At 51.8% G+C, this 17,783-nt stretch carries 7 protein-coding genes and 1 pseudogene; 6 read left to right on the top strand and 2 right to left on the bottom strand.

Annotated features, from left to right (window positions below):
- The first annotated feature begins 262 nt into the window (after positions 1-262).
- The 5 genes and pseudogenes from H6507_00905 to H6507_00885 all read left to right on the top strand — a co-directional run bounded on the left by H6507_00905 (position 263) and on the right by H6507_00885 (position 8,438).
- Positions 263-505 carry a helix-turn-helix domain-containing protein gene (locus H6507_00905; GenBank protein MCB9367658.1) on the top strand — a complete coding sequence of 81 codons (243 nt, stop codon included), beginning with the start codon at positions 263-265 and terminating at the stop codon, positions 503-505.
- A 92-nt stretch (positions 506-597) separates the two neighbouring features.
- On the top strand, positions 598-849 hold the full coding sequence (locus H6507_00900; protein ID MCB9367657.1) for a hypothetical protein: 252 nt from the start codon (positions 598-600) through the stop codon (positions 847-849).
- Positions 850-1,191: 342 nt separating this feature from the next.
- Entirely contained in the window at positions 1,192-1,953 is a 762-nt protein-coding gene (locus H6507_00895; GenBank protein MCB9367656.1) for a hypothetical protein, read from the top strand.
- 48 nt (positions 1,954-2,001) lie between these two features.
- A pseudogene (locus tag H6507_00890) lies at positions 2,002-7,242 on the top strand (hypothetical protein).
- Between the two features lie 455 nt (positions 7,243-7,697).
- On the top strand, positions 7,698-8,438 hold the full coding sequence (locus H6507_00885; GenBank protein MCB9367655.1) for a hypothetical protein: 741 nt from the start codon (positions 7,698-7,700) through the stop codon (positions 8,436-8,438).
- A gap of 81 nt (positions 8,439-8,519) precedes the next feature.
- Here H6507_00885 and H6507_00880 read toward each other — a convergent pair whose 3' ends face one another.
- Entirely contained in the window at positions 8,520-12,644 is a 4,125-nt protein-coding gene (locus H6507_00880; protein ID MCB9367654.1) for a T9SS type A sorting domain-containing protein, read from the bottom strand.
- 429 nt (positions 12,645-13,073) lie between these two features.
- Positions 13,074-14,555 (bottom strand): MFS transporter, encoded by a 1,482-nt coding sequence (locus tag H6507_00875; GenBank protein MCB9367653.1) that lies wholly within the window; start codon positions 14,553-14,555, stop codon positions 13,074-13,076.
- Between the two features lie 366 nt (positions 14,556-14,921).
- Here H6507_00875 and H6507_00870 point away from each other — a divergent pair, with 366 nt between their 5' ends.
- A complete protein-coding gene (locus H6507_00870) occupies positions 14,922-17,741 on the top strand; it encodes a hypothetical protein (GenBank protein ID MCB9367652.1) in 2,820 nt (939 codons plus the stop codon).
- Positions 17,742-17,783 lie beyond the last annotated feature (42 nt).

Here is a 17,783-nt window from a genome sequence, read left to right as displayed (position 1 = left end):
GTAGAGCTGACTTAAGAAGTTTGATGTTTTGTGTGTATTTTTTTGCACATACGGACTCAGGCATATGCACTGCATGTTCTTTTGGTTAGGCCTCCTTGATGACTTGACCTAACTTATCCATACTTTTTATCGAGTTTTGTAAGATTTCAAAAATTCGTAGCTTACGAAATCTCAAGAAATTTCGTAAGTTGTATGGTCTTTCTTGCAGGAGTGCGAAGTTCAGATTAGATTCTTTGAATCTTGCGAAAACACCGGATCATCGATGAAATTGCCTGTGATTGAGCCGGATTCAGAAGATATCAACTCTCCTCTGTTAAACATCCAACAAGCCGCCGAAATGCTCGGCGTGTCCAAGAATACAATCAGAAGATGGTGCCGAATCGGTATCCTCGAGTGTATTCGTATTAATGCACGGGGGGACCGCAGGTTCTCATGCGAGAGTCTGCAGAAGATTCTGATTCCAAAGCGTACGGGAAGGCCTAAAGGAACGAAAACGAAATTATGACACAAACGCAGAACTCAGATTCTGCGAATATTGAATCGAAATAGTCTTAGGTGTGAAATTTCTCTCACGCCTTTTTTGCCTGGGGAGGTACTTTGGCGAATTCGAAACATAACGGCAGGAAGAAGAAACAGAAATGCGCGATCCGAATAAGTCAGACGACGTTTCCGCTTGACTACCGCGAAGCAACGTCTGAATTCTTGCGCGCATATCTGACTTGCGTTCTGACAGAGCTTGATGGGAATGTTACTGAAGCATCGCGTGCGCTTTGTGTCAGTCGTCGTACTTTGCAGCTTCAGACCACAAAACTCGATATCGATGTTGCTGCGATTCGAAATGGGAAATAGTCATTGGTGTCCCATAAACAACAATGACCCAAGTGAAACTTGGTGAATCGTATGAAGGGAGAGGAGTAATAATAAAAACTCCTTAATCCAAAATTTCAGGATGTTTCTAACTTGTTGTGAATAAACACATAGTGTATTATGAGAGTTTGTTACAACTTGTAAAAGAGTCTTGTAAGATCGGAACTGTCTGCGTACATTTGACGTTAGTTATGTTATTAGGTGTCTGATGCCTGATGAATAATGAATAGAATAACGCAAGGCATTCTGGGGAGTCATAGAGTGAGGAAGTCTGGTATGAATTTGCCCTCGAAATTTGGGTCAAAAGGACTGCGTACAGCTATCGTGGCTTTCGCAGTCCTTTTGCTTTTTGGTGTGAAGTTATTTGCGCAGCGCGGTACGCTGGATGACACGGCCGCTTTTATTCACCTGTCGCCGAGTACTATCTTCGCCTATACGTGCGAAGGGTACACGGTGAATGTACAGATGACGGGAACAAACGTGCGTGTTTTTGATCTGAGGTTTGTGTTTGACTCGGCGAACTTCACTTTAGTGTCTGTGACCCCCGGGCCGAATCCGAATCTGCACATCCTTCCGCATCTCGTGGACGGCGACACAATTTCAGTCGACGGGTTCTTTCATCCCAACTTCACGGGAACCGCGGTGATTGCATCGTTAACGTTTGAGCCCATAAACTTGCTCGGCGACCAAAGTACAATTGTGGGTTTTCTTGACGGACAAGGCTTCAGCGGCACTGGTGAAATGCCTGATCCCATTAACATGAACGGTGACACGACCGCGATTACGCTTGAAGGAACCAAACCGCTGGCACCGGACAGTGTGACGATTTTCCCGATTATGGCAGACTCCGTTTGTCTGAGCTGGCGTTCCGTCACGCTCGATGAAGACAATGACCCGATTTCGAATCCGTGGTATCAAATCGAATTGGAAGACGTGATCAACGACGAGGGCAACTACATTCCGGTTGGCACGACGCAAGACACGTTTTTCTATCACGATTTCGTAGTCTACACGTTTGATCCCGGCGACACAGGAGTCGTGAATATCGGAAACTATCATGTCATTACACTAAAATGTGAACCTTAGATTGGATATATTCGGAAACTCATCAACTAATTGACAGGGGAAGAGAAAATGAAAAAGGCAGAGATGCTTTTTGCAATTTTGTTGGCAATACTCGTGCTTGCCAACAGCTCATGGGCCGCGGAAGTAAATTCTGCGTCGCTGGGCGACAATGGATGGTACTCTGACGATACACGAGCGGACGGAAGCGGCACTCAGGCGGCTGGCACGAACCTCGTCAGTCCCACACTTACCGATGTGCCTGAGAATGGCAGCGGAAATGCAGCCCACGATTCAGATATTCTGTCACAGTTGCTCTATGGGCCCGCTCCCGCAGGCTTTCCAGGAGGGACGCATCCCGGCGCGGTGAATCTTTGGATAGACGCAGTTGGTGGCGCGAGTGGAAAATCACAGATTAGCCATCGCAAAGATGATCTTTCTGGCTTTGGGCCGGGATCAATTCTCGATGATCCGGGATTTTTCGTGGACTACTATTGGATGGGCAACGGCGGCGCCAATTTCTCGGCAGCATTCAAAATTGGTTTTAAGACTTCGGAATTTGGTCTAACCTCTGTATCATCTCGCACTGGAGAAAACGTTTGGGACAAACTACTTATCTATGAGCCCAACAATCTCGGCGCGCATCCATCGAATGGAACATGGTGGCATGAGCAGGTCTCAAGAACCTCTGGTACTTGGTGGGTATTCGATCGTGTTCGCGGATATTTCGGCCAACCGCAATACACTTTGGCCTCGATGGAGACGTCCACGGACTATTACGGGGGGAATGCCACATACCCGACATACGGAGATCTCTATGACCTTATGGCCAATGGAATTATTACTTCTGTTCAACTTGGCGTAGGCTCGGCCAACGCAGGCGCAAATGTATACGTGAATCAACTTGAGACGAGCTTCTATCGTGTAGGCGATGTTACGACGTTTGGACCTGGCTATCGCGTACACAATATCACGCAGTCTCTTGACTACTTTACGATTCAATCCGCTATCAATGCCGCAAACCCCGGCGACGTGATTGAATGCGACGCGGGAACCTATTCTGAAGCTCCCGTCATTTCAATCGACCTTACTCTTCGCGGCGACGGACAAGGCTCAACGATTATTGATGCTACTGGCGCAGTGACGTACGGTCTAACGGTTGATGGTGATGTTACGGTCCTGCTTGAGGACTTCTCTCTTGCAGGTCCTACAAATTCTACCGGTTATGGAATAAAAGCTACGGGTGAAAACCAGAGCATTAGCATTCACGACGTGACGGTCTACGATAGTTACCGTACGGGAATTGACCTGAATGGTGTAAGCTTCGGCGACATTCAGAATTGCACCGTCACCGGAACTACGCACGGAAACGGTTTTGCAACGACTGACTGCGACAACGTGACTTTCAGCAATATCACGACGTCCGGAAACGCTTGGGGTGGCGTTGCTGTCTACACTTACGGCCGCTACTACACGGGCGGTTCAGACAACGTGGCTTTTTCGGGCACACTTAACATCAGCGAACCTCGCCCCATTTACACGGAACGCGACGAGTATGCGTCCGTTCGTCCCCCTATCACGAACTTGACTGTTCCTTTGGGACAGTTCCCGTATATAGTTGGTGACGCTTCGTATCCTTACCTCGAAGCATACGTAACAAGTCAGCTCAATGCAGTCGGCGCGGCAAATCTGCTTGGTGCAAATGGCTGGGCATATGACCGTGCTGGCACCTTCTTCTACGTTGAACCCTCGATGACAGGTCAAGCGGCCGCCACCGCTGCCGCGTCAACATGGGCGACCGAGGCAACTGAAAATGAAATTCACTTCACGGCGGGCACGTTCCCGGGTCAGATTCATGCGGTTGGAATGCCTGATCTCGTGATTCTTGGTGCAGGTGTGGGAAGCACGATCATTCAAGCGCCGACCACGGCGATGCCGGACTTCTACACCACGAGCGCAAACAACTTCCCCGTTTTGTTCTTGGACGGCTGCACGGCGGATGTTTCTGATCTTACCTTGGACGGTGACGGTAAGGGAAACATCAACAATCGTTTCCAAGGTATTGCCTTCTGGAACAGCAGCGGTTCGTTGACGAACGTAGATGTAATCGACGTGACTGAAACGCCTTTCAGCGGCAATCAGCATGGCTTGGGCATCTATGCTTTCAACAACACTGCCGGTCCGTTCGCGATTGATATTACCGATGTGAACGTTACGGGTTATCAGAAAGGCGGCATCGCGCTGAATGGAAACGACAACTTGACGGCGAATTTGTTGAGAGTTACGACGGTGGGCGCCGGCCCGACCGGGGTTACGGCCCAGAATGGAATTCAGATGTGGGGCTCCGGTGGTACGATTACCGATTGCGATGTCACTGGCAACGCGTGGACAGGCGGCTATTGGGTTGCGTGCGGTTACTTGCTGCTGTATGGATCCAACCCGATTATCGTAACCGATTGCGACGGCACCAATAATCAAGTGACATTCAATTGGCTGGAGATGAACGGTTCGCAGACTGGTGGCACGATTGTCAGCACTTCGGGAACACCGGATTACATCAGTGCGGTTGATGTCACGAACTATGGTTCATCCCGCAGCGTTCGCGAGGTTAGACCGTCACCTTATGACGCTGAAGGCATGAACGCCATGCGTGACGGCCGCATCCGCAACCTGGACGCAAATCAGGACGTTACTATTTCAGGCGTCACCATGACTGGTACAGGTCTTCCTTCCAGCTACGGCGTCTATGGCTACTGCAGCGGCGACAACCTGGATATTGAAGTTTCGAATTGCACAATCAACGACTACGAGTACGGTGTGCTTTCCTATGAAGACGGCGGCACGATCACGCAGGCCGACGTGACAGGGAACACTCTCAACTGTCTTGTTCCGGGATATGACAACGTTTCCGGCCACTATTGGGACAGCAATTGCTACTCGAACTTTGGCGTCAATGATGGCTACCCGACGACTTATGAAGTGCCAGGGGCAGCACCGGTCAATGTCGACGCGAATCCGAATCCGGCATGCGGTTCAACAATCAGTATGACGGTCTCCGTTGCTGACTTGGGATGCGGCGGAACGGACTGCGACGAAACGAATCTGTATATCAGTACGGATATCGCTCAGATTCCAAACCTGCAATTGGTCTTGCAGCTTCCGACAGGATTTGCGGTTAATACCTCTCTCCCCGGCACATTGTTGCCGTTCGGAAACGCGGATCCCAATTTGATTAGTGTCTTCGCAAACAACATGGCTGGAAATCAAGTTGTGATTGACATGGGCTTCCAGTCTCCGGGAAGTTCTGGCGACGGCAGCAAGTTCATCGCATGCCTGCCCCTTGTGAACGTAAGCGCGGCCACTGGTACCTATCCGGTATCCTGCCTTAGTTCGTTGTGGATCGACAGCCTTGGCGGAAACCATACGAACACTTTGATTCCGGCGGCGATCAATATCAATGTCGACTGCACTCCGCCCACGATCACGGACTTCGTGAATAATGCGACTTGTTCGTTCGGGAGCGCTTCGCAGGTTACTGAGATGTTCAGCGCTACTTTGGACGATGCGAACTCCGATCTCGAAATGGCTTGGGTGACCTTTGCGCCAGGCGGCGGCAGCTATCAGATTTTCGGGCCGAGCGTCGTTCCGCCGACGTCGCCGAACTTCCCGGTTGCCGACGATTCGACCGTCTTCTACGGCTATTTGCAAGAAGGCTGCAACACGTTGACGCTGCACTTGCTGGATACGGAGTGCAACGAAACTATGGTTGACTTGCTCAACGTTGGCCGTGACAACACGGCGCCGGGCTTGAGTGTTACAGATAACTTGAACGGCTGTTACAACAACGCGACCGCGGAAGCCGCACTTGAAGCTGACCTTGATATTGAGATCACTCAGCTTGACTTGGTGAATTGCAATGCAACGACGGGAACGCTGACGATTACGTCAAACACAAATCCGGGCGGCACGCCTTACACGCTGGCGCTGTCGGGCGATCTTTCTGGCTTCCCGGGTGCAACGTACAGTGCAGCGCTCTGGACGTGGATGAATGATCCATTGGGTGGAATGGTGCCAACCACGGCAGACGGCGAAACTTACGAATTCTCGGCAGTAGTCAATGACTGCGCAGGAAACGTTTCCGGCTCACAGACATTTGATCTATGTATTGACTTTGTCCTTCCGGGCAACACCGTAACTACGTTTGACGCTCGTCCGGCTGACGGCGGCGTTTGGTTGAATTGGGAATGGACACCTGACGTGAGCCAAGCCGTTGAATTGCGGATTTACCGCAGTCCGTTCACGACCGGAAGCAGTGGCTATCCGAGCTATTCGCCGCAGCTTCTGAACAACTACGATGTTTCGACTGTGCCTCCGACGGGTTGGACTCTGGTTGCGACGCAGCTCTACGGCACTGGTGAGGTTTCCTCCGCGACTGAAACCGGCAACAACAACCGATTGGACTTCCACCAGCATTTGAGCTACTGGTTGGATGCTGAATTAGGTTGGAAATACGGCGCCGAGTTCACCGATGGTGTGCCGTCCGGTCCGGATGCGACCTCGTGGCGCGACATTTATCGCTACGTCACGTTCGTGAAGGACGCGGCAGGAAACTGGTCGACGGGTTACACGACGAATCCGGGAACGAATGTTGATCATGCCACGAACTACTGGCTGGGTGACTTCGCGCCTGCGGACAATAGCGGCCTAAACAACTCTCGCGGCAAGGTTGACACGGATGACTTGCAGTTGCTGTCCGGTGTTTACTTCGGTACTGGAACGTATCAGAATATCGGACCGGTTCAAGTTGAGAACGGCAACATTGGTAAGGGTATTCCGATTCACAATGGTGTCCAGACCGTCAACTTCTCCGACTTGGTGCCCTTCAGCTTTAACTACGAGATGGTCGGCCGTTATTCGAATCCGCTGGAATTCATGATTGAACCGGATCCCTCGGTGTACCGTCCTGTGAACCGTCTGGACAGCAGACCGGTAGTCGCTCTGGACGTTCTTGATGAGCCGACCTTTGAGGCTGGCAGCGAGTTCACAGTGGCCGTTTCCGTGTCTGGAAACGACGGCAACGTGGTTAAGGCTGTGCAGGCAATGCTGAACTTTGATGACACGCAGTTGGAAGTCGTAACGACCTCGATCGGCGGCGCGGTTTCCTCTGAAGGAACGGTGTTTGCAAAGGTTAGTGAGACGGCGGAAGAGGGTCAAGTTGGCTTGGTCGCCGCGGCTTGCGGTGGCTGGACCACGCTCGACGGTAACATGTCGTTGGGAACGGTGACCTTCCGTGTCAAGACCGAATTGACAAGTGATTGCGAAATCGAATTGGCCGATGTCCAGTTGTTTGACAATACGGGCGAAATTATCGACATTGAAGGTGAGACGTATCCGTTGTTCAGCGTGCAAACCGTGCCGGACAACTACGCTCTCTATCAGAACTATCCGAACCCGTTCAATCCGACGACGAACATCCAGTTCGATCTTAAGGAAGCGGGACACGTCAAGATCATGGTTTACAACACGCTGGGTCAGTTGGTGGCCTTGGCTGCGGACAATGACTTGACGGCGGGACGCCATACCGTTTCGTTCGATGCAAGCAGACTTGCCTCGGGCGTTTACATCTACTCGATCAATGTAAACGGCTTCAGCGACCTGAAGAAGATGGTTCTGATTAAATAGTCAGGATCGATAAGAAACAAACAGAATCAACCCCCGCCGTCACGATTCTGTGGCGGCGGGGGTGGCTTATTCTGGAAGGACATGGAATGCGGCGAATTTGTGTGACCTTTTGTGGAATTGTGCTGATGATGTGCGCCTTTTCAAAGGATGGGAAGGCGACGGAGATGTATTTTCAGCCGGATACGGCATTCGCTCAGATCGGTGATACCGTGGATTTTACCGCGTTGATTACGACATCTGACACCGTACGCGGCTTTACCGTCTACATCACGTATGACACGAACAACGTCGATTTGGTGGCCAATCCTACGCCCGGCACGTTGATCGCAGGATTGCCGGGACTGGACTTTCGATTCGCCGATCATATTATTGCCGCACCTGACTGGCTTGAGGTCGGTGCAACGGTGTTTGGCACCTCGTACTGGGCCGGGCCGGGCGAACTGTTTCAGTTTAGCCTTGTAATGCGCTCGTGCGGGGCGATTCCGATGATTGGGAGTTTTGGGATGCGCAGACCGGACGGAACATTTATTCCGGGAACGTTTGACGCGCCGGAGCTGTTTGTTTGCGATCCCATACCGGAACTTCCGGACAGTTTGACAATCTTTTGGACTGGAACGGACGCACAGCTTAAATGGAAACCCGTGACGTTCAGCACGTTTGGCACGCCGCTGCCGACTGCTCCGTCTTATGTCATTTACCGCAGAGAGGAACTGCCGAGTCAAACTCCGTACGCGCCGATCGATACGACCACGGCGACGATCTATTTTGACAGCGTTCCCCCGGGAGAAGCTCACATGTATTATGTCAAGGCTGAAATAATCGAATAGAATTTCGTATCGGGTGACTGGGAAAAGAAAAAGCCCTTGGAAGTGATTCCAAGGGCTTTCTCGTTGGGTATCGATTATTCGTTAACGGAGCAGGATCATTTTCTTTGTGTCCGTGAAGCGATCTGCTTTGAGCCGGTAAATAAACACGCCGCTGGCTAATGAACTTGCGTCCCACGTAACCGTATGAGTACCCGCCTCCCGCGACTCCGAAAGCAACGTAGCGATCAATTGGCCATTCGTGTTATAGACCGTCAACTCGACCTCGGAGGCCACAGGCAGCTCAAATGCTATTTGAGTCGAGGGATTAAAGGGATTGGGATAGTTCTGCTGCAGCGAATATGACGACGGCAATGTTGGCGCACTTCCGACCGACCATTGAACGTCTTCGAGATCATAGAGCGAACCGGTATTGTCCAGTAATTGCGTCGAGTGCAAGGAGAATTCGCCCGCCTCAATAGACTCTGACCGTTTGCGAAGTGTGATCGTCGCCAGCGTCGCGTTTCCCGAAAGCGTTGTTTGTCCGCCGCACGAAGCCGCCACAATGCCAATGTCATTTGTGGGCTGAATCTCGCAGACTTTCGTGAAAACCGTACCCAAATCACTCTGCGCGTCTCCCTTCGTCGCGTTCACTAACTCAAAGACCGTATGATCAAAATGAAACTTCGTTTCAGCGGCCTTAGCCAGACCGGACTCGTTGCCGCGCAGTTGAACTTCGACGACGACATTGCTGCTTGCTTCATTTTCCTGCCGTGAAGAAATAACCAGAGTCGGACTTTCGTCCAAATGCGCGAAAGACCGTGTTTGCGTGATATCGGGTTCGATCGCAAATTCCGTAGCGTCTATCCCAACGGGTGAAACGGAATGGAAATTGAAACTGAAAGGTGCGAGGTCTTGGAATTCGATTTGACCCAGTGAGTCGGGATTGGGAATGCCGCGGCCTACAAATCCATTTTCCACCGCGACCGGGCCGATGTTTCTGTAACCACCCGTGTTCGTGAAATACACGGACGCGAGCAGACCTAAGTCATCCGTATCCACGCGGCCGCGTGAGAACGGATCGCCGGGGCTGTCCGCCGTGCTAAAATCACCTAACCAATAGTTCGTGGATCGGTCGGCGTTCTCGAGGATTTCGACCGTGTCGCCAATAGACCAGTTGTCACCGGCGTCCCTGACGAATGTAACATAGCGGTAAATGTCTCGCATTGACGCAGAGTTTCCGTCACCATCCTCCCACCCTGCTTCGGCGTCCAACCAAAAAGTATCCGCTCCGGCAACGTGGTAGTGTGAATCACCGCGGTTATTCGGCACGCCGATGTTCGACCCTGACGTCAAAACACCTGACGATGCACTCTGTGATGTCACCAATGTCCATCCGACCGGCGGAACACTGGTTACGTCATAATTTGCAACGTCGTTCCAAAGGTCATTGGGATATTCCGGATATTCGCCGGACAGTGGACTGCGGTAGATACGCATTTCTTGTGCGTCGGGACCGGCGGCCCACGACCATTTCAGCCAAACTCCGAGATGCGCAGGTCGGGCGTCAAACAAAGTCACAGAATTTTCGGGAAGCTGAATATCTACGCAAATGTCAAATTGCTCAGTGGCTGAGAGGTTGCCCGCACAGTCTTCTGCACTTACGTCAAACGTAAACGTGTCGCCGCTCGCATAAGAAACTCCGGGCACGGTCAGCATCCACGTCCATAAGTCGAGAGCATCGGCATCCGACGCAGGGAAATTCGTACGATCCAGCGAGGCCACGAAGTCCGCGGCACCCGCATGCGATATCGCGAGCGTTCCGGAATTGGCGGCGCAAGGATTCGTTCCCAACAGCGCTGTGATGTTGATGTAGTTGTCGAGATGCGTGCCGCCGTAGTTCGGGGACAGCTCAGAATCGTTGAAACAAAACGACGCAGGAATGGACGTAGATATTGCGACGCTGGGCGGCGTCTCGTCCCGGCCCGCATTCACCACACTCAACGGAGCGGATTCATTGCATTTGGCGTCATTGACATACAGCGTAATCGAGTTGCAAACACCTTCGGTCAACAGAGCATAGAATTCCGTCGTGTCTTCCGGTTGAGGAAATGTGAAGGTCTGCGGAGACGTATTGCCGCCATTGAAAACTTCCATGGCTCCACCACCCGGTGCCACGGAAATCCACGCGGACTCTATTCCGGACGCATCCGTGGCAGTTGCTGAGAATTTCTCCACCGTTTGATCCGCGGACCCGAACGCACAGGTCGGCGTCATCGTGAATTGAGTCACCACAGGGATTGTGCAATCGACGTTGACGGCGGTGATGCCGAGTTCTTGATCATTGCTGTGTTCGACGCCGCCGATGTCCACCCACAGGCAATTCTCGGCCGTAATTGCATGAAAACCCGCCGAACCGCTCACATTTACCACGGGGATACACGCGATGCAGCGAGTCGAATCGCCTGTGCTGCCGGGCGACTGAAAACCCGCATCGATCAATACGACGCTGTCGTTGGAAGCGATGGCAAAGGACTGAATCAGATTCAGATCATAGTTTGAATTCGGCGTTACGATCGCGCCCGTTACCGGAAGCCCCAGAACAAATCCCGCGGGGAGTTCGAGTTCAAGCTGAAAGTTCGGCAGCTCCGCCGTCGCCAGCGTTACGTAGAGCAAGGCCGTATCACAATCCGAAGGTGCGCATCCTACAGCAGCGTCCTCGAAATAGAGGTTGACGTCATAGCAGCCGTTTGGATTCGGCGAGTGATCCACATTCCAGATTGCGGCGCCGGAAATTTCGTACGTTCCGGGATAGCCAAAGTTACTCGTGTAGTCCGAATAACAGTTTCCGTTCCAGTAGTGGTTGTTCGTATTGTCGAACGCGTTTACAGTGTTCGAGAGCTTGGTGCCTGTTACGTTTGCGGGCCAAATCTTTCCGGCGCCAGAGGCCGTCAGATCCACACCACGATTCCAATTTGTGATTTCGCAGTCAGAAACTGTTATGCTAAGCGTGTCACCATCGACTAACGTAAATATTCCGTAGCTTCCGGTCGAGCCAAAACCCGTCATTCTTGTGTGCGAAAGAGAAACGGACTCATTTGCGTCGAGTGAACGGCGTTGTTGGCGCTGCGCGTCGTCCGTTGCTTCGGAATAGACTTGACATGTTCCGTCAACGGAGGCAAGCGCGAATGAACCGGAATAAAGTCGAATGCCGGATTTTCCCACAGTGCTTGGCGCCGGCGAGGCTTCAAAGTCGCAGGAATCGATTTCGCAATCCGTATCGACGGTGTATACACCTGCCTGTCCGTTGGTCGTTACAGAATTGGCCACGACCACAGTCTCCGCCTGATACATGAGTAAACTTGACGCGATGTATACGGAGCTGGACCACATGATTCCTTGAACAACGCAGTTCGTGACGGATCCCGACGCGTTGTTGCTGTATTGGATGCCGTTTTGAACGACGATGTTCGTCGGGCCGAGTCCTACGACCGTCACGCTGTCGCAGTTGACGGTGATGTCTGTGCCCGTGAACGACGTTCCGTTCTTTTGGAATCCTTCAATATGGACATTCGAAAAATCCACGGCGTGCGGCAAACCGTCATTGTGGTTGACCGAGATACCGACGCCCTGAGGACTGCTGCTGAGCGGCGTGTCGCGGACGTCGAGGATCGACACGTTGGACATATCTCCGCTGGAGTTCCAAAAGGCAACGCCGATCATGCGCGAATTATTCGCTCCGCGTGCGTCGCCGTCAATGGTCAGGTTGGACACATGCGCCGTGCAATTCTCTAAGAACAAGATCGGACGGCTGGGGCCACCCGCAAAGTAAATGTCAGGCATCGTCGTGACCGGTGCGCGAATAATCGTGCTATCCACTCCGGAGCCAATCAAGGTCAAGTTAGTCAAACCAATCGCGTGCACCTGATAAAGATATGCTCCCGGACGAATGAAGATCACGCGTTCCGTGACACCGGTATAGGCATCGGGTATCGATCCAAATGCAGTCGTATCCCAGACGAGGTCATTTCCCGTCGCTATATTGAAAAGATCAACGTCCGCTTGACTCGCCCAATCGTCATCCACGTAGACAGTATCCCCAAGGGAATCCAGCGACATGATAGCGGGAAAGGGAGACGAATTGAGATCATTCCGCTCGCCCGCATTTCCACCCTGCGTGACGAAAACCACACACACAACCGTACAGAATATTTTCGCAAGTATTTTCATGATTTCATTTCTTCGCCAGCAGCGTTATACGGGATTGAGTCTCGGCAAAAGAGATTCGCATTTGCAAACCAAGTAGACCCTGAAGGCGAAGCAGCACGTACAAAGGGACGGCAGGGTTCTATTACTACTAATCAAGGTAATTTAGGTCATCGGCAGCGGCAAGTCAATAAAAATGGCCTACTAACTTAGATTCTGGGTCAGTTGTATCCGCTTGTTTATTATTGAAAACTATGCGTATAGAAGCTGACAGGAAAAGTATGAATAGGTTTGATTGCGAGTGTTGCCTCCGACCCCCGAAATTGAACACAATTTCGTGCAAAGCGCAAGTTTGGAACTCCACTGGATATACTGGATAAAACAGTTCGCACTTGTCAAAACAAAAGCCCTCGGGTTGCTCCAAGGGCTTTCACTGTTATTCAAGAAAAAGCATCAAGCGTTCATGTCTGACCAACGTTTGGCCATGCGGGCGAAAATGATCAGTGCAATCACAGCAAAGACTCCGATTGCCGCAAAGGGGATCCAAACGGCGTATTGCGGAGAGTACGTATTCCAAAGCAGCTGCGTTGCCTGATGCGGGTCAAGACCTGTCAACTCCTGAAGTTTGGTGAAGGCGGCGGTTCGCTCAACGCCAAGCAATGTGCTCAGTGTATCTGGATCGCCGTTCCAGATTTTGCCGTCACCGAATGGAGTGTGCTGGAGAATATATTTTTGCGCGAGCACAGCTTTCTCGCCATAGTGTCCGTAGAGATGGCCCGCGAGTTTTGATCCAATAAATCCACCCACTCCGACGGGGATGTTCACGTAGCCAAGATAAAGACCCTTCTTCCCTTCCGGCGCGATCAGACCGAGGTACTCGTTCTTTTTCGGACCCGTGAGCATTTCACCCGAGCTAAAGAACACGACGCCAAGCAGAAATACCCAACCGCTGCCCGTGAACCCCGCGACGATGACGCCGAGCGTGGCGACGAGCATGCCGATCACCATGGATTCAAGCGTACGGAGCCTGCGCACAACCCACGAAACCGGAATCATGAACAATACGATCAAAAGCGAATTGAGAGCCAGCATGTTCTGTTGCAAGACTTGCAGTCCGCGATCCGTTTCGTGGGACATGAAGCCTGGCAAGAAGCTCGCCACACTCGAACTGTCCACCCAGTCAGTTAGAAAATTAGGATGCAAATCCCACAACTGGTACATCATCAGCCAGAAACAGGACATGATTCCCAGCCACGCAAGCAATCGAGGTTCAAAGATGTTCTTTATCGTTCGAACAAAGACATGAATCGGGCCCTCGGTTTTGTCTGCCTTCGAATCAAAATCCTTGAACGTGAAGAGCATGATGTAGTTGAACGCCGTGAACATTGCGGCGCCCAAGAACACCGCTTTCCATCCGATGTCCACTTGCAATACGCCCGCGAGCGGATGCGCGATAAATGCTCCGACGTTGACGATCCAATAGAAGATTCCCCAACCGACGGACGAATTTGTCTTGTCGAGGTTTTGTGCGAGCGATCCTTGCAGACCGGGTTTGAAGAATGCGGTTCCCGTTGCCAATACGAGCACGCCGCCGAAGAAACCCCAGAACGTCCGCAAGTAGGCCATCATCACAAAGCCGATGATATTCATGGTTACCGAGAAGAAGATGGTTTTCTTGTAACCATATCGATCCGCATAGCCGCCCGTGAACATAGGCAAGACGGATTGGAAGACGAACCACCATGCGAAGATGGTGCCCTTGTCGGCGGCCGTAAAGTGCAAACCGCCGGGGTCGTCGGCCTGCATGATATAAACCGCGACGACGCTGCGGACCGTGAAGTAGGCCATGCGCTCGAACATCTCAATGACGCAGAGCATCCAATAGCCCATGCGGAATCCGAAGAGTGAGCGGCCTGCTGTTTCAGTTGTAGTCATGGATTTGCTTGCTTGTATAGGATTTATGAATGATCATTGTCCATTATGAAGATTCAATATATTTCACTTACGGCAGAGTTTCAAGTTTAGGCGCTTCGGAAAGGTCGTCCATCCGCAACAGGCGAGACTTCATTAAAAAGAGTCCTGACCACTCGAAATAGATCTAAATACACTTTTAACATGTTGATTCTATTTGCTTAATGTGGCATCATACGAATCCTGACTTAACCTACAAATCTACCTTTTGCCCGGCACGACTGTTGCAGGATTTCATCAGGCGAAACTCCGAATTTCATGCCGTGAGTCCGTGGACTTCGACGGGCATAGTTCGTATATTACTGACCATCCTTATCCCATATAGACAAAATGAAGCACAACCCCGCCACTCGATCCGATCACCTTTGCACGACTTTTCGCATTCTTGGATTGCGGGCTTACCTGTGCACTCATGTTCCAGTGCCGGCTGCGTTGCTCACGATGCTGATTGTGTTCTCGTCAACACAAGTTTCAACGGCCGCTTTGGAAGATATCAAACCCCGGCCACAACAGATGGGATCGCTGGCCGTAACTCCTGTTGTTGTCGATGGCGCACTGACTCTGGTCATGCCTGACAATCCGAACGTGGTCGAGGCTTACGTGCGGGATGAAGCAATCGCTCAGTTTACGGCGAAGATGGGAATTCCGCTCACGGTCGTACCGTATTCGCAGTGGCAAGGACAAGGTTACGCTTTGTGGTTGGGAACTCCGCAACGGTTCCCCGCATTGGTTGACTCGCTCTTGGATTCTCAGATTCCGGGAATGGGGGTACTTACTCACGAGGAAGAATATCAATTGCTTGTCGGAGCAAACAACACGTTCCTGGCAGGCTACGACCATCTCGGTATGGAGTGGGGCTTATTTTCCCTATTGGAACTCATGGGGGAAGTTTTCGGACAGACGACGATTGACCGAGCATACGTGAGAGATTGGCCGGATTTCCCCAAACGAGTGTGCACCGTTAATTCGTCCGTGCGAATTCAATCGCAATACGACTACTGCGATTCCTTGTTCAACTGGGCTTATGCCTGTAAGATGGATGAGATTGAATGGAATGATCCGGACGGCGGCCACGCAGTTCGCAGTGACTTCGCACTTTCGCACGCGCTGCTGTTGCGCGCGAAACTTGCGCGGCGCGGGCAATTTTTGACTTTCGGCACCGATCAGACCGCGCTGCGTGTGCTTGAGAAATGCTGGCAGGAAGGCATTCCCATAATTGACATGCCGATGACGGTCGGCACGACTCAGTTCTCTCCTGTTTCATACGGAATCACTGTGAACAACGGAGGATTTGAGACGTTCACCGGAAATATTCCCAACGGTTGGACGATGTATCCAACGGCTGGTTACTCGCTGCTTTCACGGGACGTCTCTTATAAGCATTCCGGCTCTTCTTCGCTGCGCTGGTACAATATGTCATCCGGTTACGAGTTAGACCGCACCGTGCATCAGCGTATGCATTTCGGGGCGAACCGGCTCATGCGACTTCACTTCTGGTACAAGACCTCAAGTTTTCACGGCCGACTTCGACTCCTTGTCCTTGGCGACGAACCAATTAACAATCATTTCATCAACAACCGTATCGGAATTCCGACGACGACAGATTGGACGGAGGGCACTTTTGTGTTCTCCACCTACAATCTCGATACCGCGTCCATTTGGATTGGCCCCGAAGAATACAGCTCCGGTTCTCTGTGGATTGACGACGTCACGATTGAAAATGTCGGACCGATGAATATGCTTAGACGCGACGACACGCCGGTCGAAGTTTACAAGGAACCCGGACACATTCTGATGACCGAAGGCGCGGACTACACAATAGTCGAGACCGGTGCTACAAACTACGACCGGTATATTACGGGTCCGCGTATTTCGCGCGTGAGCGGAGGAGCATTGGCCGTCGGAAATCAAGTTAGCTTGGACTGGTACTCCGCGATTCAGTATCAAGGTGCTCGCGAGACGGTTTGTTGGAGTATGCTCGAGCCGCTTGAATACTATCAGGACCAGATTCGCAATTTGGATTCGACACTCGCGCCCAACGGAATAAAGATCCACATCAACGAAGTCTCGATGGCCGGCTACGATCAAGGGTGCACGAGCCGCGGATTGTCGCCCGGTCAATTGGTCGGCTCTTACGTCGATCAAATGTACGATATCGTGCAAGCGCGAAGACCGGGCATGTTCGTGCGCAGTTATGGAGACGCGTTTGACATTTGGGTGAAAGACAATCGCGCTCATCCGATCACGACCTCTCCTTGGACGATCGGCTCTTTGCCCGAACTAAGTCCGTACGTCGAGATCATGATGATGACCGACTACAGCACGAACTTCGATTCGAGCTTCGCCTACATGAATGCGCAGGGCCACAACGCAATCATGAGTTATTACGGCGCCAGCTCCATAAGACTTGCTCTCGAGGGAGCGGAAGCCGCGCACCGCGCAAGCAATTGTGTGGGATTCGAAATGTACGATTGGGCTTTGGGCAATTATATCGGACTTCCTGAGTTTGCAAGTATGGGTTGGAACTTAGGTCCGTATTTTATCCATGAACCTGTGCGATACACTGTCAGACCGGACACTGTCTTCTTGACCGCTGAGATGTGGAGTGATTCGTTCGCTATACCTGACCCAATCTATATCACTTCGAAATTGCTCACGTTCCGTTTCTCGCCGGGCGGTACGTGGACTACGATTGTTCCAACGGCAAGCGGCCCGCGCTTCTACACGTCGCAGTTGATCACGCCGCAGAACGCGACAAGCCTCGAGTATTATTACACTGCGACGGACAACCGCGACCAAACGCGGAGACTTCCGCCGGAAGCTCCAACACGAGTGTTTTCAGCCGTGCTTCCTGCGGCGAGTTCAAGCGACGACGCAAGAGTTCGTATTGACGCGCACGTCATCGTCCCGACGATCGACGGTCAACTTATTACTTGGCCGCCCGTTGCAGACGCGGACTCCTATCAGATCCACAAAGCAGTACCGGGTGACTTGTCGCGCCGGGAGCAAACTCTGGTTGCAACGGTGCCGGGCGACCAAACACAGTTTTATCTCGATCCTGAACTCTTCGGTAAACTGTCGGCCGATGAGCTTATTGTCTTGCCGCTCGTTAACAGCGCGGCTTCAAAACTCGTGATCCCGAAAAACTAACGTTTTCGTGTTTGACACAAAAAGGGTCTGCGCTATGCAGAC

The organism is Calditrichota bacterium, from assembly GCA_020637445.1.
GTDB lineage: Bacteria > Electryoneota > RPQS01 > RPQS01 > RPQS01 > JABWCQ01.
This window is presented reverse-complemented; position numbering and strand designations above follow the sequence as displayed.

Excerpts from the sequence above, each read along its gene's own strand:
- H6507_00905 (MCB9367658.1), top strand. The coding sequence starts at position 263 with ATGAAATTGCCTGTGATTGAGCCGGATTCAGAAGATATCAACTCTCCT.
- H6507_00885 (MCB9367655.1), top strand. The coding sequence starts at position 7,698 with ATGCGGCGAATTTGTGTGACCTTTTGTGGAATTGTGCTGATGATGTGC.
- H6507_00880 (MCB9367654.1), bottom strand. The coding sequence starts at position 12,644 with ATGAAAATACTTGCGAAAATATTCTGTACGGTTGTGTGTGTGGTTTTC.
- H6507_00875 (MCB9367653.1), bottom strand. The coding sequence starts at position 14,555 with ATGACTACAACTGAAACAGCAGGCCGCTCACTCTTCGGATTCCGCATG.
- H6507_00870 (MCB9367652.1), top strand. The coding sequence starts at position 14,922 with ATGAAGCACAACCCCGCCACTCGATCCGATCACCTTTGCACGACTTTT.